The organism is Thiothrix sp. (assembly GCF_028714775.1).
GTDB lineage: Bacteria > Pseudomonadota > Gammaproteobacteria > Thiotrichales > Thiotrichaceae > Thiothrix.
This window is the reverse complement of sequence record NZ_JAQTLS010000010.1, coordinates 116,944-134,718: the sequence shown is the minus strand read 5'-3', so window position 1 is coordinate 134,718 and position 17,775 is coordinate 116,944. Positions and strand designations below refer to the sequence as shown.

The 17,775-nt window shown below is 52.9% G+C and carries 16 protein-coding genes and 1 tRNA gene; 12 read left to right on the top strand and 5 right to left on the bottom strand.

The window, feature by feature from the left end; genetic code table 11:
• Nucleotides 1–114 precede the first annotated feature (114 nt).
• Both PHE17_RS11360 and ribF read left to right on the top strand, forming a co-directional pair.
• Nucleotides 115–1,803 carry an AAA family ATPase gene (locus PHE17_RS11360; protein ID WP_301015967.1) on the top strand — a complete coding sequence of 563 codons (1,689 nt, stop codon included), beginning with the start codon at nucleotides 115–117 and terminating at the stop codon, nucleotides 1,801–1,803.
• A gap of 410 nt (nucleotides 1,804–2,213) precedes the next feature.
• Nucleotides 2,214–3,131 carry a bifunctional riboflavin kinase/FAD synthetase gene (ribF, locus tag PHE17_RS11355; RefSeq protein WP_301015966.1) on the top strand — a complete coding sequence of 306 codons (918 nt, stop codon included), beginning with the start codon at nucleotides 2,214–2,216 and terminating at the stop codon, nucleotides 3,129–3,131.
• A gap of 55 nt (nucleotides 3,132–3,186) precedes the next feature.
• Here the strand turns inward: ribF and PHE17_RS11350 are convergent, their stop codons facing one another.
• Nucleotides 3,187–4,200: a class 1 fructose-bisphosphatase gene (locus PHE17_RS11350; RefSeq protein WP_301015965.1), complete on the bottom strand. Its 1,014-nt coding sequence runs from the start codon at nucleotides 4,198–4,200 to the stop codon at nucleotides 3,187–3,189.
• A 503-nt stretch (nucleotides 4,201–4,703) separates the two neighbouring features.
• Here PHE17_RS11350 and PHE17_RS11345 point away from each other — a divergent pair.
• The 4 genes from PHE17_RS11345 to PHE17_RS11330 all read left to right on the top strand — a co-directional run bounded on the left by PHE17_RS11345 (nucleotide 4,704) and on the right by PHE17_RS11330 (nucleotide 7,650).
• A complete protein-coding gene (locus tag PHE17_RS11345) occupies nucleotides 4,704–5,312 on the top strand; it encodes a sigma-70 family RNA polymerase sigma factor (RefSeq protein ID WP_301015964.1) in 609 nt (202 codons plus the stop codon).
• A gap of 19 nt (nucleotides 5,313–5,331) precedes the next feature.
• Nucleotides 5,332–6,069 (top strand): hypothetical protein, encoded by a 738-nt coding sequence (locus PHE17_RS11340; RefSeq protein ID WP_301015963.1) that lies wholly within the window; start codon nucleotides 5,332–5,334, stop codon nucleotides 6,067–6,069.
• Between the two features lie 100 nt (nucleotides 6,070–6,169).
• Entirely contained in the window at nucleotides 6,170–7,378 is a 1,209-nt protein-coding gene (locus PHE17_RS11335) for a S8 family serine peptidase (protein WP_301015962.1), read from the top strand.
• A gap of 128 nt (nucleotides 7,379–7,506) precedes the next feature.
• Nucleotides 7,507–7,650, top strand: coding sequence for a hypothetical protein (locus PHE17_RS11330; RefSeq protein WP_301015961.1), 144 nt, complete (start codon nucleotides 7,507–7,509; stop codon nucleotides 7,648–7,650).
• A gap of 4 nt (nucleotides 7,651–7,654) precedes the next feature.
• Here the strand turns inward: PHE17_RS11330 and hemF are convergent, their stop codons facing one another.
• The 3 genes from hemF to PHE17_RS11315 all read right to left on the bottom strand — a co-directional run bounded on the left by hemF (nucleotide 7,655) and on the right by PHE17_RS11315 (nucleotide 9,869).
• Complete coding sequence (gene hemF / locus PHE17_RS11325) at nucleotides 7,655–8,572, bottom strand: oxygen-dependent coproporphyrinogen oxidase (protein WP_301015960.1); 918 nt, start codon at nucleotides 8,570–8,572, stop codon at nucleotides 7,655–7,657.
• A 67-nt stretch (nucleotides 8,573–8,639) separates the two neighbouring features.
• Complete coding sequence (locus tag PHE17_RS11320; RefSeq protein ID WP_301015959.1) at nucleotides 8,640–9,221, bottom strand: CAP domain-containing protein; 582 nt, start codon at nucleotides 9,219–9,221, stop codon at nucleotides 8,640–8,642.
• 18 nt (nucleotides 9,222–9,239) lie between these two features.
• Nucleotides 9,240–9,869, bottom strand: a complete 630-nt coding sequence (locus PHE17_RS11315) for an MBL fold metallo-hydrolase (protein WP_301015958.1) — start codon at nucleotides 9,867–9,869, stop codon at nucleotides 9,240–9,242.
• 37 nt (nucleotides 9,870–9,906) lie between these two features.
• On the opposite strand from PHE17_RS11315, the gene PHE17_RS11310 reads away from it, so the two are divergent.
• Nucleotides 9,907–10,707, top strand: a complete 801-nt coding sequence (locus tag PHE17_RS11310; RefSeq protein ID WP_301015957.1) for a sulfite exporter TauE/SafE family protein — start codon at nucleotides 9,907–9,909, stop codon at nucleotides 10,705–10,707.
• A gap of 90 nt (nucleotides 10,708–10,797) precedes the next feature.
• Nucleotides 10,798–10,870 (top strand) — tRNA-Thr (locus PHE17_RS11305).
• Between the two features lie 9 nt (nucleotides 10,871–10,879).
• On the opposite strand, the gene ilvD is transcribed toward PHE17_RS11305, so the two are convergent.
• Complete coding sequence (ilvD, locus tag PHE17_RS11300) at nucleotides 10,880–12,730, bottom strand: dihydroxy-acid dehydratase (protein ID WP_301015956.1); 1,851 nt, start codon at nucleotides 12,728–12,730, stop codon at nucleotides 10,880–10,882.
• A 182-nt stretch (nucleotides 12,731–12,912) separates the two neighbouring features.
• Between ilvD and PHE17_RS11295 the strand changes: the two genes are divergently transcribed.
• The 4 genes from PHE17_RS11295 to PHE17_RS11280 are packed head-to-tail and all read left to right on the top strand — an operon-like array spanning nucleotide 12,913 to nucleotide 17,775.
• Complete coding sequence (locus PHE17_RS11295; RefSeq protein WP_301015955.1) at nucleotides 12,913–13,500, top strand: NUDIX domain-containing protein; 588 nt, start codon at nucleotides 12,913–12,915, stop codon at nucleotides 13,498–13,500.
• A 53-nt stretch (nucleotides 13,501–13,553) separates the two neighbouring features.
• A complete protein-coding gene (locus PHE17_RS11290) occupies nucleotides 13,554–15,353 on the top strand; it encodes a RyR domain-containing protein (protein WP_301015954.1) in 1,800 nt (599 codons plus the stop codon).
• A 9-nt stretch (nucleotides 15,354–15,362) separates the two neighbouring features.
• Nucleotides 15,363–16,250 (top strand): hypothetical protein, encoded by an 888-nt coding sequence (locus PHE17_RS11285; protein ID WP_301015953.1) that lies wholly within the window; start codon nucleotides 15,363–15,365, stop codon nucleotides 16,248–16,250.
• A gap of 4 nt (nucleotides 16,251–16,254) precedes the next feature.
• Nucleotides 16,255–17,775, top strand: coding sequence for a serine protease (locus PHE17_RS11280; protein ID WP_301015952.1), 1,521 nt, complete (start codon nucleotides 16,255–16,257; stop codon nucleotides 17,773–17,775).

Here is a 17,775-nt window from a genome sequence, read left to right as displayed (position 1 = left end):
TGGACAGATATTGCCCTACCGATAAGGGTTCACGCTATACGCTAACACCCAACGCCGCCAGCCCCACTGCAATATGCTATCATCCTCACTCATCACTACCGTGCAGGACGTGCCATGAAAATCCCCTACGGCTTAAGCAATTTCAAGAAAGTCATCACCGAAGGCTTTGTCTATGTGGACAAAACCGCCTACATCGCCGCGTTAGAAGCCGATGGGCAGTACCACTTTCTGTTGCGCCCGCGCCGTTTCGGTAAAAGCCTGTTCATCTCTGCTCTGGAGTATTACTACGACATCAAGCACCAAGCAGATTTCGAGGCGATTTTTTCCCAACTCCACATCGGGCAACATCCCACCCCGACGAGGAGCAGCTATCAGGTGCTGTTCATGGATTTCAGTGGGATTGCTACGGATAGCGCGGAATCGGTTTACCGTGTATTTACCCATAAAGTCGATGTGGCTTTGCAACGCACCCTTGAACGTTATCACTATCCGCCTGAAGCCATCGCCAGTGTTGCGAAAAGCCCATCCCCCTACGAAAAAATGGAATCTTTTTTCAAAGCGACTGAAACACAAAAAATCTTCCTGTTGATCGACGAATACGACCATTTCGCCAATTCCATGCTGGCGGATGACCCGAAATTGTTCCAAAGCGTGATGGGCAAAGGCGGTTTCGTGCGCAGTTTTTATGAAACGATCAAGACGGCGACCCAGCGCGGCACGATAGACCGTTTGTTCATCACAGGTGTCACTCCGTTGATGCTCGACAGCATGACCAGCGGGTTCAATATCGCCAGAAACCTGTCGCTGCATCGTGATTTCAACGCAACAATGGGTTTCACCCAAACAGAAGTCGCGGCTTTGATTCAGCCATTGGTTGAAACCTGCCAGTTGGATACCAACGTTTTGTTGGATGATATGGCACACTGGTACAACGGCTACCGTTTCCACCCCAAAGCAACCGAAACGGTATACAACGCCAATATGGTACTGTATTTCCTCGATAATTTCCGCTTGGAAGAATGCGCTTACCCCGAACAAATGCTGGACGAGAATATCGCCTCCGATTACCGCAAAATCATGGCGTTGTTTGGCATCGGTGATACGGAAGCCAACTATCAAGTGCTGGATGAACTCATTACCACTGGCACGGTAAAAGCCCAACAGCAACGCAAGTTTGAGTTGGACAAAAATTTCAGCCGTGACGATTTCATCAGCCTGCTGGCTTACATGGGATTTGTGACCATTAGCGGCAGCACCCTGACGCAAACGGTGTTCGCCATCCCCAACCATGTGATCCGCGAACTCTATTTCCACTATTTCAAGGTGGAACTGGAACGCCGCAACCAGATCAGCATCCCCAACCAATCCTTGACGCAAGCCATTGAACTGTTGGCATTGCAAGATGACATCCAGCCATTGCTAAATGAAATGCAGCGGGTGTTGCAGGTGCTTTCCAACCGCGATTTCATGAAGATGGATGAAAAGCACATCAAAACCCTGCTGCTGACGTTGCTCTACCATTCTCCGGTGTATTTCATCCAAAGCGAGCGCGAAATGAATCACCGTTACCCCGACATCCTGCTGCTGGAGCGCAGCCCGTATGCTGTGCCGCACCAGCATTTGATCGAACTGAAATACGCCAAAAAATCCGAGGGTGTGAAAGGTTGGGAAGCCAAGCGGGAAGAGGGCATTACGCAAGTGCAAGGCTATCTGCAATTGCCCGAAATCGCGGCATTACCCAAACTTAGCGCGTGGGTGTTATTGACCGATAGTGAACAACTGGATGTGGTGAAAGTACAATAAAAATGTCTGGCTACCGGAATTGAGCACCATCCGCTAGCCACCCGCGAACAGCAACAGCCCACCGAATAAGCAATTTCCATATACATTTCTGTGGTAAGGTAGATAGCATCTATTTTTTATTGGAGTCCAGTAATTTTTACGTACTGTCAGCAATTTCGCTGCACAGGAACCCCACGAATTACCCGGAGCACAGAAACCATGAGCAAAGAAAAAAAGCCCAATAAGGAAGCGAAAAAGAAAGCCATCATGACCCCAAAAGAAAAAAAGGCGGCGAAGCAAGTGAAAAAAGACACCAAGGGTTTGTTTGATGCCTGAGTAGTTGCTTCATCGGCTCGCAGCACGACGACTGCTTATGCCCGCATACGCCAGTTTTACCCCACAGTTTGCGCTGTTTGGGGTAAACTTCCCGCATGAAACTGATACGCCGCATCTTACCCGCACCCGCTTCCGACCCCGGCTGTGTTGCCACCATCGGTAATTTCGATGGCCTGCACCGGGGGCATAAGTCCGTCATCCAGCACGTCGAATGGAAGGCGCAAGCCCTGTCTTTGCCTGCCACCGTGATCAGCTTTGAACCGTTGCCGGTCGAATTTTTCCGCGCCCCGCCGCCGCCGCGCATTTATGCCTTGCGCGACAAACTGCGCCTGTTGCAGGAAATGAGCGTTGACCGTTTCGCCTGCCTGAGTTTCACCCCGCAATTGGCAGCGATGGAGGCGGAAGATTTCGTCCAAAACATCCTTCTGGATGGCTTGAAAGTACGCTATTTGGTGGTCGGCGATGATTTCCGCTTCGGCAGAGGGCGACGCGGTGATTACCATTTGTTGCAGGCAATGGGTGCGGAACAAGGGATGCAGGTGGTCGATACCCCCACTTTCCTGCACGATGACGAGCGTGTCAGCAGCACCCGCGTGCGCTTGGCACTGAGCACCGCAGAGTTGGAACTCGCCACAGAATTGCTGGGAAAACCTTACCGCGTTTCCGGGCGGGTACGTCACGGCGACAAACGCGGACGCACCATCGGCTTCCCCACCTTGAACATGCGCGTGCCGCAACACATCGCCTTACGCAAAGGCGTGTATGCCGTGAATGTTTACGGGTTGGCAGAAAATGCAGTCGCAGGTGTCGCCAACCTCGGCGCACGCCCCACCGTACATGGCATCGAAAACCGGCTGGAAGTCCACCTGTTCGATTTCAACCAATACGTCTACGGCAAGCACATTTGCGTGGAACCGCTGGCGTTCCTGCGGGATGAAATGAAATTCGCCTCACTCGACGCCCTGAAAGCACAAATTGCCCAAGATGCCGCCCAAGCACGCGAAATGTTCTGAAAGCCCCTCGCCCGCTTCGCGGGAGAGGGGTTTGGGGTGAGGGAAATACCAACCCTCAACCTGCGTTATGGTACGCCGTCACCAATTCCACCTCATTGCGCGACCCCATTACCACCGGCACACGCTGGTGCAAATCAGTCGGCTGGATTTCCAGAATGCGTGTGTAAGCAGTAGTCGCTGCCCCGCCCGCCTGCTCAACGATGAAACCCATCGGATTGGCTTCATACATCAAACGCAGCTTGCCGGTTTTGCCCGCCGCTTTCATTTTGGAATCCAGCGGATAGATAAAGATGCCGCCACGGGTCAGGATGCGGTGAATTTCTGCGACCATTGATGCCACCCAACGCATGTTGAAATCTTTACCGCGCGGCCCTTCCACCCCTTGCAAACATTCACCGATGTAACGTTGCATCGGCGCTTCCCAATAACGCTGGTTAGAAACGTTGATGGCGAATTCTTTGGTGTCGGCCGGAATCCGCACATCTTCGCGGGTCAGCAGGAATTCCCCACAATCTTTATCCAGTGTGAACATATTCACACCATTGCCGGTGGTCAGCACCATCATCGCCGACGGCCCGTACAAGCAGTAACCAGCAGCAACCTGCGTTGTGCCAACTTGCATGAAATCGGCGGCGCAGGGGTTTGCCACACCTTCCGGCGCTTTGATCACGGAAAAGATCGTACCGACCGACACGTTCACATCCATGTTGGAAGAGCCATCCAGCGGGTCAAACGTGACAAGGTAATGCCCACGCGGAACCGCTGCTGGCAGGTTGTAAACTTCGTCCATTTCTTCGGAAGCCAGCGCTGCTGTGTGACCACGGGACAGTGCTTCGATCATCACGTCATTGGTGATGATGTCCATTTTCTTCTGTTCTTCGCCCTGCACGTTCTCGGAACCGGCAGAACCCAGCACGCCGATCAGGTCGCCTTTGCTGGTCAGGGCGGCGATTTTCTTGCAGGCAAGGGCGATGTCGTTCAATACGCAACTGAATTCGCCAGTCGCGCCGCTGTGCTTACGTTGTTCTTCGAGGATGAATTGTGTCAGTGTGGTGCCGATTTGGTACATAACCCTAGTTCCCAATAGTAAAAAACCTTAAAATCAATAGGCTGGGCACGCAGGTCTCCCCAAATGCTAGCTATATAAGTTAATTATGATATGCTGATGCGTCGCTTGCAAACAAAAAAAGGCGGATCCGAAGACCCGCCACAACTTGCGAGGGAGTATTATAACTTTTAAGGATTACTAGTTTGAGTGTGTGTAGTGTGTCAGTTCAACAACGGACTGAGCCGCTCATCATTACAAACCGGACGATAATCTAAGAAGCTGGCGTACCAGCCTCACTTGTTTGCTTTGATTATGGAGTTTGTCGCAGAAGGTTGGGCTGCGGTTCAAACAAGCTCAAAAAAATTTACGACTCAGGACGGGCATACGCCGTCTTCTTTGGTATGAAATGGCACAACATATTGATTTCACAGACGGATTGATTCCGCATATGCGGTTTTCTCGTCCATTTGTCAGTAAAAATCAATTTAATTAGAACCAAATAAGCACAAAGAGCGACATAGAAAATGGAAGGCTATCCACAAGGCAGTACGATCCGCACTGAAGCGGGCAATAAGCTTTCAGATGAAACGCTGCTGGAGCGCATCAGTCAGGGCGATCAACAGGCATTCAGCCAGTTATACCTACGTTACCAGCCACAACTGGTGAGGCATTGCGCCCGTGTACTGCGCGATGACCTTGCGCAGGCGGCTGATCTCGTCGACGAAGCCCTGTTTGATGTGTGGCGGTCAGCCGGAAGTTTTGCGGGCAGGTCGAAACCATCAACGTGGATATATTCCATTGCCCGCAACAAAGTGATTTCGTGGTTGCGGAAAACTTCAGAGGTGGCGTTAGACGATGAGTCGATTCTTGATGCACTGGTTGATCCCTCCCCCGGCCCTCACGAGGAGTTGGCGATGGATGACATGAAACAGCAATTGTTACGTTTAATGGATCAGTTGAGCGAGGAACACAAGGAAGTACTAAGATTGACCTATTTTGAAGATTTATCGGTCAAAGAAGTAGCTGATTTGTTGGGAATTTCTGAAAACACCGTCAAGACACGTATGTTTTATGCTCGCAAAAGGATGGCGCAACTGCTGGATAAGGCAGGTATTGTTGCTTTTGAGCTGTAAATAACCGAGTAAATTTTTTATGAGCCTATTTCCCAATGGTGATCCTGCTGAAGAAGCCCGCTTACTGCTTCCTTGGTACATCACCGGAAAACTGACTGAACCAGAGCGCAGGCTGGTTGAACAGATGCTGGCGCAAAACCCAGAATTAAAGAGCGACTATCAGCGTGAACTGCGGATGGTCGGCCTGATCCGGGAAAATACCAGCCTGTTACAACTGACCACGGTTGACTCAACCCCGCAACGGCTAGACAAGCTGATGAAACGGATTGAGCGAGAGGAAAGCGCCAAAGCTGCCCCTGCCGCGCGTCCCACGACCACTGCCAAACCCAAAGCGGCACTTGGTTGGTGGCAACGCCTGCGCAACCTGTTGCCCGATAGCGGATGGTTGACGCCTGCGAATGCGGTGTTTGCCACCTTGCTGGTCATGCAAGTCGGGGTTTTGGGGTGGTTTGCCCATTTAGTGACAGCACCGACGGAAGACCTCTACGTTTCTGCTTCCGTTGCCGATAAGCAAACTGCCGTTCCCGTTACGGATGGGATGAAGCTCTTGGTGGAATTCAAGGATAACGCACAGGTGCAAGAGTTACGCAGTTTCCTGCTCAAATGGAATGCGCACATCACCGATGGGCCGGATGCCAACAACCTGTTCAAAATTGAAATCCGGGATACCACCGCCACGGACAAACATTCCGCAGTGATCTTGCAGCAAATGCAGCAAGATCAGGCTGTTGTCACGTTTATTGGTCAGGAATTTTGATCCCTACCTGATTTTTTCCTTTAAAACCCGGTTATACTGCCATGACACTAACAACCTTATGAATATTATGCAGTTTACTCGGATTCTCTTGATTGTCGGCATGTTACTCCTCAGCGGCTGTAGCCTCACCCCAGCCGAATACAAAGTTATCGGCACAACCACAAATTCAACGACCTGCCAAGTCAGTGACAATATGTGCATCGAGTCGCACGTTTTCCGTCCGATTGATTACGAAAAAAATGAAATGCTCCTCACCTACGACAGCGGCAAACCCTCCGATACCGCTGATGGCATCCTGAAAAAATACAAACTGCGGGCAAAACGCAGCGACAACCTCGGCTCCATCAACACCACCATGATCACCGCTGCCACCAACGGTCAAGACCCTTACGATTTGGTTCATGCCATCAAAAAGAATGAAAAAGAAGTGGATGCCAGTACCAGCAGTTTTTTCACCACCGCCAATATCGCGGGTGGCGATGTTCCCGCATACCCCTTGGGCATGACGGGCGTGATGACGGCACGTAACCGCACGGCGGGTGCTGGGGTCGTCATCGGCATGATCGACACCCCGATTGACGTTGATTACACGGATTCCTTGCACTCCCCGATTGAGCGCATCGACTTGGTTGGCGCGGGCGATGAACGTAACCGCCTGCACGGTACGGAAGTGGCAGGCGTCATGATCAGCAAAAACCCACGCATCGGCATTGCCCCCGACGCCAAATTGATTGCCATCAGCGCTTTCAGCACTAATCCCGCAAACCCCGATGAACGCCGCAGCAATGCCGGGCTGGTGGCACGGGCGTTAGAAATTGCCATGAACCAAGGGGTGGACGTACTCAACCTGAGTTTTGCGGGCGGCTCTGATCCGGTGGTAGATAAGCTGGTGCAAGCCGCAGTGCAACGCGGCATCGTGGTAGTGGCGTCCGCTGGTAATAGCGGGCCTGGGGCGCAACCCGCTTACCCCGCCGCCTTGCCGGGTGTGATTGCCGTCACTGCCGTTGACCGGGGCGAAAAAGTTTTCGGTCAGGCCAACCGGGGGGATTACATTGATTTGGCAGCACCGGGCGTTGGCATCTTGACCACTGCCCCACGCGGAACCTTCCATGTCGCTAGTGGCACATCGCTGGCAACTGCCCACGCCTCCGGGGTGATTGCTTTGCTGATGTCACTGAACCGCCAAGGTTTCAACCCTAACCTGCTGAACAATACTGCAATTGATCTTGGCAGTCCGGGGCGCGACAACGATTACGGCTACGGTTTAATCAACGCCGAACGGGCACTCGGCTCCAATGGCGTCCACTAAACCGCAAAAACTTGATCTGTAGCAAGAAATCCACCGATGCTTTGGCAGTTTTGATTTGTCTCAAAGCAGCAGGATAAAGCCCACCCTACGATGAGTACAGTTTTACTCAAGTAAGGGAGCGGTATTGTATGCATTTCTTTTCCAGTATGCAGGGCATTATGGTCATGTCCATTTTCACCATCGTGTTTATTCTCGGTTTCTTAGGCTATCTGGCATGGAAATTCTTTAAACTTTCCAACCACAAACCACAACCCGGTGAAAAAAGCTGGTAAGCCCTCAGGGTTCCGCTAACCAATCACGGCTACACAGGAAGTCGCTGTAAAGTGTTGCTTCCGCGCTGCCTGCTTCGGGTTGCCAGTTGTAACGCCATTTGACCAGCGGCGGCAGTGACATGAGGATGGATTCGGTGCGCCCGCCGGATTGCAAGCCGAACAGCGTTCCCCGGTCATACACCAGATTGAATTCCACGTAACGTCCCCGGCGGTAAAGCTGGAAGTCGCGTTGTGCTTCCGTGAAAGGTAGGTTCTTCCGCTTGTTAACGATTGGGCGGTAAGCATTGACGTAGGTGTCACCAACACTACGCATGAAGGCAAAAGTTTTCTCAAACCCCCACGCATTCAAGTCATCGAAAAATAGCCCGCCAACCCCACGTGGCTCATTACGGTGTTTGAGGAAGAAATACTCATCGCACCAGTGCTTGTAACGCGCATACACATCCTCGCCGAACGGGTCACACGCGGTTTTGGCAGTACGATGCCACCCCACGCAGTCTTCCTCGAAACCGTAATACGGCGTCAGGTCGAAACCACCACCAAACCACCATACAGGTTCCTCACCGTCTTTTTCCGCGATGAAAAAGCGCACGTTGGCGTGTGAGGTCGGAACCATCGGGTTGTGTGGGTGGATGACCAGCGAAACGCCCATTGCCTGAAAGCTGCGCCCTGCCAATTCCGGGCGTTGCGCTGTCGCAGAAGCAGGCAGTTGCTCGCCGAACACATGCGAGAAATTTACCCCGCCTTGCTCAAAGACTGCACCATTGCTGATCACGCGGGTACGCCCGCCGCCACCGCCTGAGCGTTCCCATGCATCTTCCACAAAGCTTGCGCCGCCGTCTTCGGCTGCCAATTGGTTGCAAATATCGTCCTGCAATGCCAGCAGGTAGTTTTTGACCGCTGCGATGTCCACTTGCGACATGGTGTTACGCCCTTCCGATACCGATAATGTTGACTATTGTACCGGGAAAAGTGCGTAAGCCTAAAGCCTAATACGGCCTTTCGCCCACCCAGTTACCCGGCGGATTGTAATTACACACCCATAATTGGGCTTTATCCGGGCAAACCGTCATCCCGCAACCGACTTCGGTGGTGCTGCGCCACACCATTTGGGTGTAATGCCCGCATTGCGCACCGGGGCGGCAGGTGTTGCTGACGTAATTGTAATCGGCGCGTTCGTCCGCCCAATCTTGGGCAACTTTCGCGGGGCTGATAGTTTGCACCTCAATGCGCCCATCTGACCAGCGCAATGGGCTACCCCAGAACAGGTTTTCCCCAGCATCCAGCAGGTTCGCATGGGCATGGGAACGGTGCTGCATTTCGCAACCATTGTTCAGCGCCAGATGTTCTGCCCATTGCTGCGCATAAGCTGCCATCTGCCCCGACCACTGCAAGGGAGGTACGCCGACACTTGCCCGCACTTGATTGTGGGTGGCAAGCATCCCCTGCATCGCGGCGGGTTCAAGTGCCGCCGCAGGTGGTGGGACGAAATTCGGCACAAGCGGCGCACCGATTGCCATGCAAGCCGTACACAACAGGCTGGCACTGAGGATGGTATAAAAATGACGCATACGGAAACCCTGTCATCATCAACGAATGAATGGATTGTGCAGGCGTTCCGTGCCGATAGTGGTGTTAGGGCCATGACCCGGCACGACGGTAACGTCGTCACCCAGCGTCCATAGCTGCGTCTTAATAGAGTGCATTAATTGCTGATGGTTCCCGCCGGGGAAATCGGTGCGCCCGATGGAACCTTGGAACAGCACATCCCCGGCAAACAGCACCGCGCTTTCCCTCTGGAAAAACACCAGATGACCGGGCGTGTGTCCGGGGGTATGCAGCACTTCCAGTTGCTGTTCCCCAAGCTGTAGGGTGTCACCGTGTTGCAACCAACGATCCGGCACAAATACCCCAGAAAGCGGTAAACCGAAACGTTGCGCCTGCACTGGCAGCGCGTCCAACCAGTATTTATCCGCTTCGTGCGGGCCAGAAATGGGGATACGGTAATGCTTTGCCAACGCCGCTGTGCCGCCGACATGATCCAGATGCCCGTGGGTGAGGAAAACGCCGACAGGTTTGAGGCCACGCTCGCTTACTGCGGCAATCAAATCGTTAGCATCGCCGCCGGGATCAACAAACGCACACGCTTTCGTGGTTTCGCACCAAATAATACTGCAATTCTGCGCGAAGGCAGTGACAGGAAGGCTAATGTATTGCATAAACTCGTCAGGACATTGGAAACACGGAGATTATACGGTGGAATGGTATTTACTGGTGGCCTTTCTGGGCTTAGGGGCCGTGGTCGGGTTCGCAGCAGGTTTGTTGGGGATTGGTGGTGGCGGGATTATGGTTCCGGTGCTAACGACGATTTTCATGGCAATGAAATTTCCGCAAGAGCATGTGGTGCATCTGGCTTTGGGCACGTCGATGGCAGCGATTGTGCCGACTGCGGTGGCGAGTATGCGGGCGCACCATAGCAAAGGCGCGGTGTTATGGCCTGTGGTGAAAAAGATTACGCTGGGCATTTTAGTGGGGACATTTGCTGCAACGTTTGTAGCGGCGTTCTTGCCAACCTTGTGGCTGGCGGTATTTTTCGCCTGTTTCATGGGCTATGTGGCTGTGCAAATGTGGCTGAATATCAAGCCGCAGCCGCACCGTGAATTGCCGGGAATACAGGGGCTGACGGGGGCTGGGCTGGTTATTGGGGGGATTTCCGCGCTGGTTGCCATTGGTGGCGGTTCGCTGTCAGTGCCGTACATGATGTGGTGCAACGTCAATATCAGGAATGCGATTGCGACTTCAGCAGGGATCGGGTTGCCGATTGCAGTCGCGGGGACATTGGGTTATCTGGTGAATGGCTGGAATGTCGCGGGTTTGCCTGCGCATACTTTGGGCTTTGTGTATTGGCCTGCGGTGGTGTTGGTCGCGTCGGTGAGTTTCTTTACCGCACGCAAAGGGGCGGAATTGGCGCATACCTTGCCTGTGGCAACCTTGAAAAAAGTCTTTGCGGTGTTACTGGTGTTGTTGAGCCTGAAAATGCTGTCTTCGGTGCTGTAAAGGGCGCTGGCGAGTAACCAGCGCCCCGTTTCCGGCAATATTTTCATCTTGCTACAAGCGGCGTTGTGGGCTTATGATTTTAGCCCCAATGCCGATGTAGCTCAGTTGGTAGAGCACGTCATTCGTAATGATGGGGTCGGGAGTTCGATTCTCTTCATCGGCATAGTTTCCCTTACTTCTCCAACTGCGTAACGTCACGCACCGCACCACGCGACGCCGAAGTAGTCATCGCCGCATACGCTTTCAGCGCCGCACTCACATAACGGTCACGGTTCACCGGCTTCCAACCTGCTTTGCCGAGCGCATCCATTGCCGCACGACGGCTAGCAAGCTCTTCATCGCTGACACGCACGTTGATGGCACGGTTGGGGATGTCGATGTCGATCATGTCGCCTTCCTGCACCAGACCGATTGCGCCACCTTCGGCCGCTTCTGGGGAAACGTGCCCGATGGACAGGCCGGATGTACCGCCGGAGAAACGCCCATCAGTGATCAGTGCGCACGCTTTGCCCAAGCCTTTGGACTTGATGTAAGAGGTCGGGTAGAGCATTTCTTGCATACCGGGGCCGCCGCGTGGGCCTTCGTAGCGGATCAGCACGATGTCGCCAGCGACGATTTGATCGCCGAGAATGCCCGCAACCGCAGCATCTTGTGACTCGAAAATACGCGCAGGGCCGGAAAATTTGAGGATGCTGTCATCCACCCCAGCGGTTTTGACCACGCAACCGTCCAGCGCAATGTTACCGAACAGCACGGCAAGGCCGCCTTCGGTGCTATAAGCATGGGCTTTGTCGCGGATACAGCCTTTTTCGCGGTCAATATCCAACGTATCCCAGCGTTTGCTCTGGCTGAAGGCCACTTGGGTTGGCACATTGCCGGGGCCTGCGCGGAAAAATTCATAGCGTTTTTCGTCGTTGGTCAGACGCACATCCCACAGCGACAGCGCTTCTGCCATATTGCTGGCATGGACAGTGCCGACTTCGCGGTGCAACAAACCTGCGCGGTCGAGTTCGCCGAGGATGCCGAATACCCCACCTGCCCGGTGTACGTCTTCCATGTGATAAAGCTGGGTGGAAGGTGCAACTTTGCACAATTGCGGTACTTTACGGCTCAAGCGGTCGATGTCATTCATGGTGAAATTCACCCCCGCTTCCTGCGCCGCTGCCAGCAAGTGCAGGATGGTATTGGTGGAACCACCCATCGCAATGTCCAAGCACATCGCATTTTCAAACGCTTCCATCGTGGCAATCGAACGCGGTAGCACGGAAGCATCATCCTGTTCGTAGTAACGTTTCGCCAGACTCACAATCATGCGCCCGGCTTCGAGGAACAAACGCTTGCGGTCGGAATGCGTCGCCAGCGTCGAACCATTCCCCGGCAAACTCATGCCCAGTGCTTCGGTCAGGCAATTCATCGAGTTGGCGGTAAACATGCCGGAACACGAGCCGCAGGTAGGGCAGGCGGAACGTTCCATGGTTTCCACGTTTTCATCGCTTTCGTGGCTATTGGCGGCGGAAACCATCGCGTCCACCAAATCCAGTTTCACCAGTTTGCCGCCGATCACGGCTTTGCCGGATTCCATTGGCCCGCCTGAAACGAAAATGGTGGGAATGTTCAGGCGCAGCGCGGCGTTCAACATCCCCGGCGTGATTTTGTCGCAGTTGGAAATACACACCAGCGCGTCGGCGCAATGCGCGTTGACCATATATTCCACCGCATCGGCAATCAATTCACGCGAAGGCAGCGAATACAACATCCCACCGTGCCCCATCGCAATGCCATCATCCACCGCGATGGTGTTGAATTCTTTAGCGACACCGCCTGCGGCTTCGATTTCCCGCGCGACCAATTGCCCCATGTCTTTAAGGTGCACATGCCCCGGCACGAACTGGGTGAACGAGTTGGCAATAGCAATGATCGGCTTCTGGAAATCAGCATCAGTCATCCCAGTAGCACGCCACAAAGAACGTGCGCCAGCCATGTTGCGGCCTGCGGTCGAGGTGCGGGAACGGTAAACGGGCATGGTGTACTCCTACAACGAAAATTCCAGTAAAGCGGCATTCTAACGCGGGGAACGCGGCGCGTCACATAGTGCTGTGCCGCATAAGTTGATAGGCTTCACACGAAATTGCAATTCCCCGCCCGCTGTTACACACTGCCTCGACAATTCAACTGCCTACACACCAGAACCTGAGCCGCGATTCCATGAAATTCGACATCCTCAAGCAGCAAATTTTGTATCAGGGGTTTTTCCGCATGGAAGCCTACGAATTCCGCCACGAACTGTTTGCAGGTGGTTGGTCAGGCACGGTCAGGCGAGAAATTTTCGAACGGCGCAATGCGGTGGCGGTACTGCTGCACGACCCGGTAGCAGATACGCTGTTGATCGTGGAACAATTCCGCCCCGGTGCAGCCTTGCGGGATGCGCAAGGCGCGTGGATGCTCGAAATCGTCGCAGGCATCACCGAAGACGGCGAAAGCAATGAAGATGTGGCACGCCGCGAAGCCCAAGAAGAAGCCGGGTGCACCATCGACACCGTGGAACACATCATGGACTACTACCCCAGCGCGGGCGGCTCAACCGAAATCGTCAGCTTGTATTACGCGCCGGTGGATTTATCGGCAGTACCCACTGGTATCCACGGCTTACCGGAGGAACACGAAGACATCCGCGTTTCCGTCGTGCCGCGCCAAACGGTGATAGCGTGGTTAAAGGCAGGCAAAATCCAAGCATCAATGGCGATTATTGCCTTGCAGTGGTTGGCGTTGGAAAAGCCAAGCCCTGTCCCTTGAGCAATTTTGGGTTACACTTCAGATAGCTTTCCAACCACCCAAACGGATTGAGTATGTCGGCGACCAACCCCAAAAACCGTAACCGCGAAACAACCCCTTGGTTTTCCCTGCTGCTCGGGGTGGCTTTGCTGGCATTCATTGCACAGTTTCTGGGTTTCTGGTCGCAATTGGAACAACCTCTCGGCAACTCACTCTATAGCGCCGCCAATCTTTTACTGAACAGCGAATTCATTAAACCGGAGGAAATGAACCTGCGCACGGGCTTCATTATCATCGGGCAAATACTAGGTTACATCGCCTTCTATGGCATCCTGCTGCGATTGGGGTGGGTATTGCTGGGTGATAACCTTAGGGCAGCGCATGTCAAATGGCGCTATAGCGACCACATCATTGTATGCAGCCTCAACGGACAGGGGCAGGCTTTCATCAGCAATCTGCGAAATAGCGACCGGAAGCAACAGATTGTCGTACTGCTCGACCATATCGAAAGCGAACAGGAAAACTGGTGTCAGCAACAGGGCGTGATGCTGTTGTACGGCGATGCCACGTGCGCAAATGACCTGCGGGCGGCTGCCGCAACCTCCGCTAAGGCCGTGATCGCCTGCGGTGCATCCACTGACATCAACCTGCAAATTGCCAAAGCCGCGCAAGAGGTAATGGAAGAACGCCCCGCGAATACCCCTGCCTTAGATTTGTATCTGGCGGTGAGCGACAGCATGTTGACCGATGGGCTGGGCAACGAAAACTACCGGCATTTCTTGCAACCCAGCGAACGGCTAAACCCTTGCGCTTACAACGCTGACACCCTACTCGCACGCTGGTATTTCAACCAGTATCCGCCGCATACGTGGGCAGACCAGCACGGGCAGCAGCAAGTGCATCTGGTGTTTGCCGGTTTCAGCCCACTGGTGGAAGCCTTGATTTGCCAATACGCCAAAATTTCACCTTACAAGGATTTCGCCCCACCCGTATTTACCCTGCTGGGCGAAGGCGCGGAACAGCAGCGGCAATTACTGGTGGCACGTTACCCGGTGTTTGCCAATGGCAGGACAGGAGCGGAACAGGTGATCGGCGGTTTGTATGCACTGGAATGTAACACCATCTTCAAGCTGGATGAAACCAAACTGGCACAGGTTGCCGCGCTAACAGGGGCTAACGTGCCAGTAACAGCAGTCTTGTGTTGCGGCAGCGATGATGAAGCAAACTTCCGCCGTGCTATGAGCCTGCACCAGCAAACGCTGCTGTTTAACTGCTGGCAAGTGCCGTTTTACGTGCGCTTAGGGCAGAGCGAAGGCATCCATGCCCTGCTGGATTCCGCCAATAAGGATACCACGACACCACTAATCCCATTCGGCATGGCGGAACAGATATTCGACCTTGCGCGGCTAGCACAAATGGAACGCAATGCCCGCGCTGTACACGAAGCTTACCGCCAAAGCATGTTGCAGGCTGACCCCGGCACGGCAATGTCAGCAGACAGCATGAAGCCGTGGGAACAACTGGCAGAAACTTATCGTGCCGCCAACCGACGTTCCGGCGACCATCTGCCTGTCAAACTGGCAAGCATCGGCATCCCGTTTAAACCCGGCAAACCGCTGGTACTTGATGCATCCATCCGGCTGGATGAGCCAGCGGAACGGCGCGAGTTGCTGAGTCGGCTGGAACACCGTTCGTGGCGGCACGAACGGCTGGTCAATGGCTGGCGGTATGGGGAAACACGCAACAACCCGGAACGGCTGCATCCGTCGATTGTACTGTGGGAGGATTTGTCGGAAAGTGAGCGAAAAAAAGACTTGAATCAAATAGAAAGTGTCAGAAAAGTGTTAGCCTCGGATAATAAAATTTCCATATAGGAGAATGTTATGAGCAATCCCGTCCATGTCACGTTTATTCATGGGCTTGCCAATAAACCTAGCCCATCCGAACTAAAGCGCATATGGCTTGAAGCATTGTCGATGCCTACTGCAACGGATCAGGGTTTTGATCTGGGAGAATCGGGCGTAACAACGAGCTTTGTATACTGGGCGGATTTGTTTTACGCAACCCCTTTAGCTTCATCTACCTATGAAAGTCTAGCCGATGACCCAACTGAGGAACTTAGCGCAGGTAATACTGAACTGTCTGAAAATGACTGGACAAGAGCACTGCACAAACGATTCCCTGAAATCAATGAATCACCAGACGGCACACCAGAAAGCAGCCTTTCCTCTGGCTTCGAGCGCATCCCTTTGCCTGCGTTTTTGAAAAACAAAATCATGGCTGAGTTCATGCGGGAAGCGCATGACTATCTTTTCAACGTACAAAGTATTAGAGACATTATCCGCACAAGGGTGATCAATAACTTAAGAGAAATCCCTGTCAATGCCAGAAAAATAATCGTCGGTCATAGCCAAGGGTCGTTTATTGCTTATGATGTAATGACTGGAGTAAACGAGTGTCCATTGATTGACAGTTTCATGACAATTGGCAGTCCTCTGGGAATTGACGAAATACAAGATAAATTGATCTGGACACGGGACAATGGATTTCCGGTAAAACTGCGTGGCGACTGGGTGAATATTTATGATCCTCTCGACATGGTAGCCCGTCCCGATCCTCGCCTAGCTAATGACTTCCGCCAAAATGGGCAACAGGTCGTCATTGATATTCGTGAATCGAATCAGGGAACATGGCGACATTCTTCAACCAAATATCTTAAAGGGACGCAATTTAGGCAACAACTGCGACGCTTGTGCCAACGTGAGGTTTGACCCCATGCTTTTACAACCCGAAGACTACTTGCAAGAACTGGAACTGGCCTTAAAGGAATACCGCTTTCAAGACATAAGGACACTGGCAGATAAAATTGATCCCGCTACCTTTTCCCCCCCGCAAATCAAGGCAACCTTGTCCTTGTTACGACGCAAACGCAGATTCAAGGAACTTGAGCATGTGGCGGGGCAATTCTGTCTCGCAGGACACGATGACCTGCTGATTCGTCGCCAATGGACACAAGCCATCTTGGATCAAAATAAACTCGAACAAGGTATCCGGGAACTTGAAGGACTCGCCCAGAAACATGATTCAAAAGAAAAAGAAGGCTATGAAGTTCGTGGTTTGCTGGGACGCGCATACAAGCAGCTCTATGTAAATGAAGGCGGAGCAGACAACTTGCGTAATGCCATCACTGCTTACAAGCAGGACTGGAAATCAAAACTGGGCGACTCTCGCTGGAGAGGCATCAACCTTGTTGCACTGATTAGCCGCGCCCGCCGTGATGGAATCTCCCTACGTGACAGACTTGACCCTGCCAAAATAGCCAGAGACTTGCTGGAAACAATCAAATACAAAAAAACAGCGGATGCGTGGGATTACGCTACTGCGTTAGAAGCAGCAGTTGCCCTTGATGATGAGCAAACCGCGCTGGGATATACTCAGAAATACCTTACCCACGCTGATGCAGATGCATTCGAGATCAGCAGTACTTTGCGCCAACTTAAAGAAATCTGGCAAATTGAAGGCAAATCCATCGGTAAAAGCATTTTGCCCGTGCTTGAATATGCGTTACTGCAACGTGATGGCAGCAAGGTTGAACTACACAACATCGGCGACAGCGCCCGCAACAGTGCCGGATTTGAAGCAGTCTGGGGACAAGAAGGTGTCATTTACATGCAATGGCTTGACACCATGTATAGCCGTTGCAATGCCATTGCCCGTATTTCTGACAGTACTACAGGCTCACCCAAAGGGACAGGATTCCTTGTCACTGGATCAAAACTCAAACCCGCATGGGGCGACGCCCCTGTTTTCGTAACCAATTCCCATGTCATCAGCCCCCATCCACAAGACCAAGCTCCGCTGATACCGGAAGAAGCCTTGGTTGAATTCACCCGTATTCCAAACCGTCCCAAAGTCGTTCTCGGCGAACTCCTTTACAGCTCACTCCGCACAGAGCTTGATATAAGTATCCTGCGCATAGAAGCCCCGCAAGGCAGCAGCAGCATTGATCCGTTCCCCCACCTGCCTGTCATTAACACAGAGAATCCTGACGAACAACGGATATACGTCATTGGGCATCCCTCCGGTAATGAAATGGCAGTTTCCCTCTATGATAACAGTCTCACGGAATACGAGAACCAGTACGTCCGCTACCGAAGCCCTACGGAAGAAGGCAATTCAGGTTCCCCTGTTTTCACCAAGAAACTTCATGCCATAGCCGTTCACCATCGCGCCCTGAAAGACAAAAAACTTAACGAGGGTGTTCTGTTAAATGAAATAAAAGCCAGATTACAATAG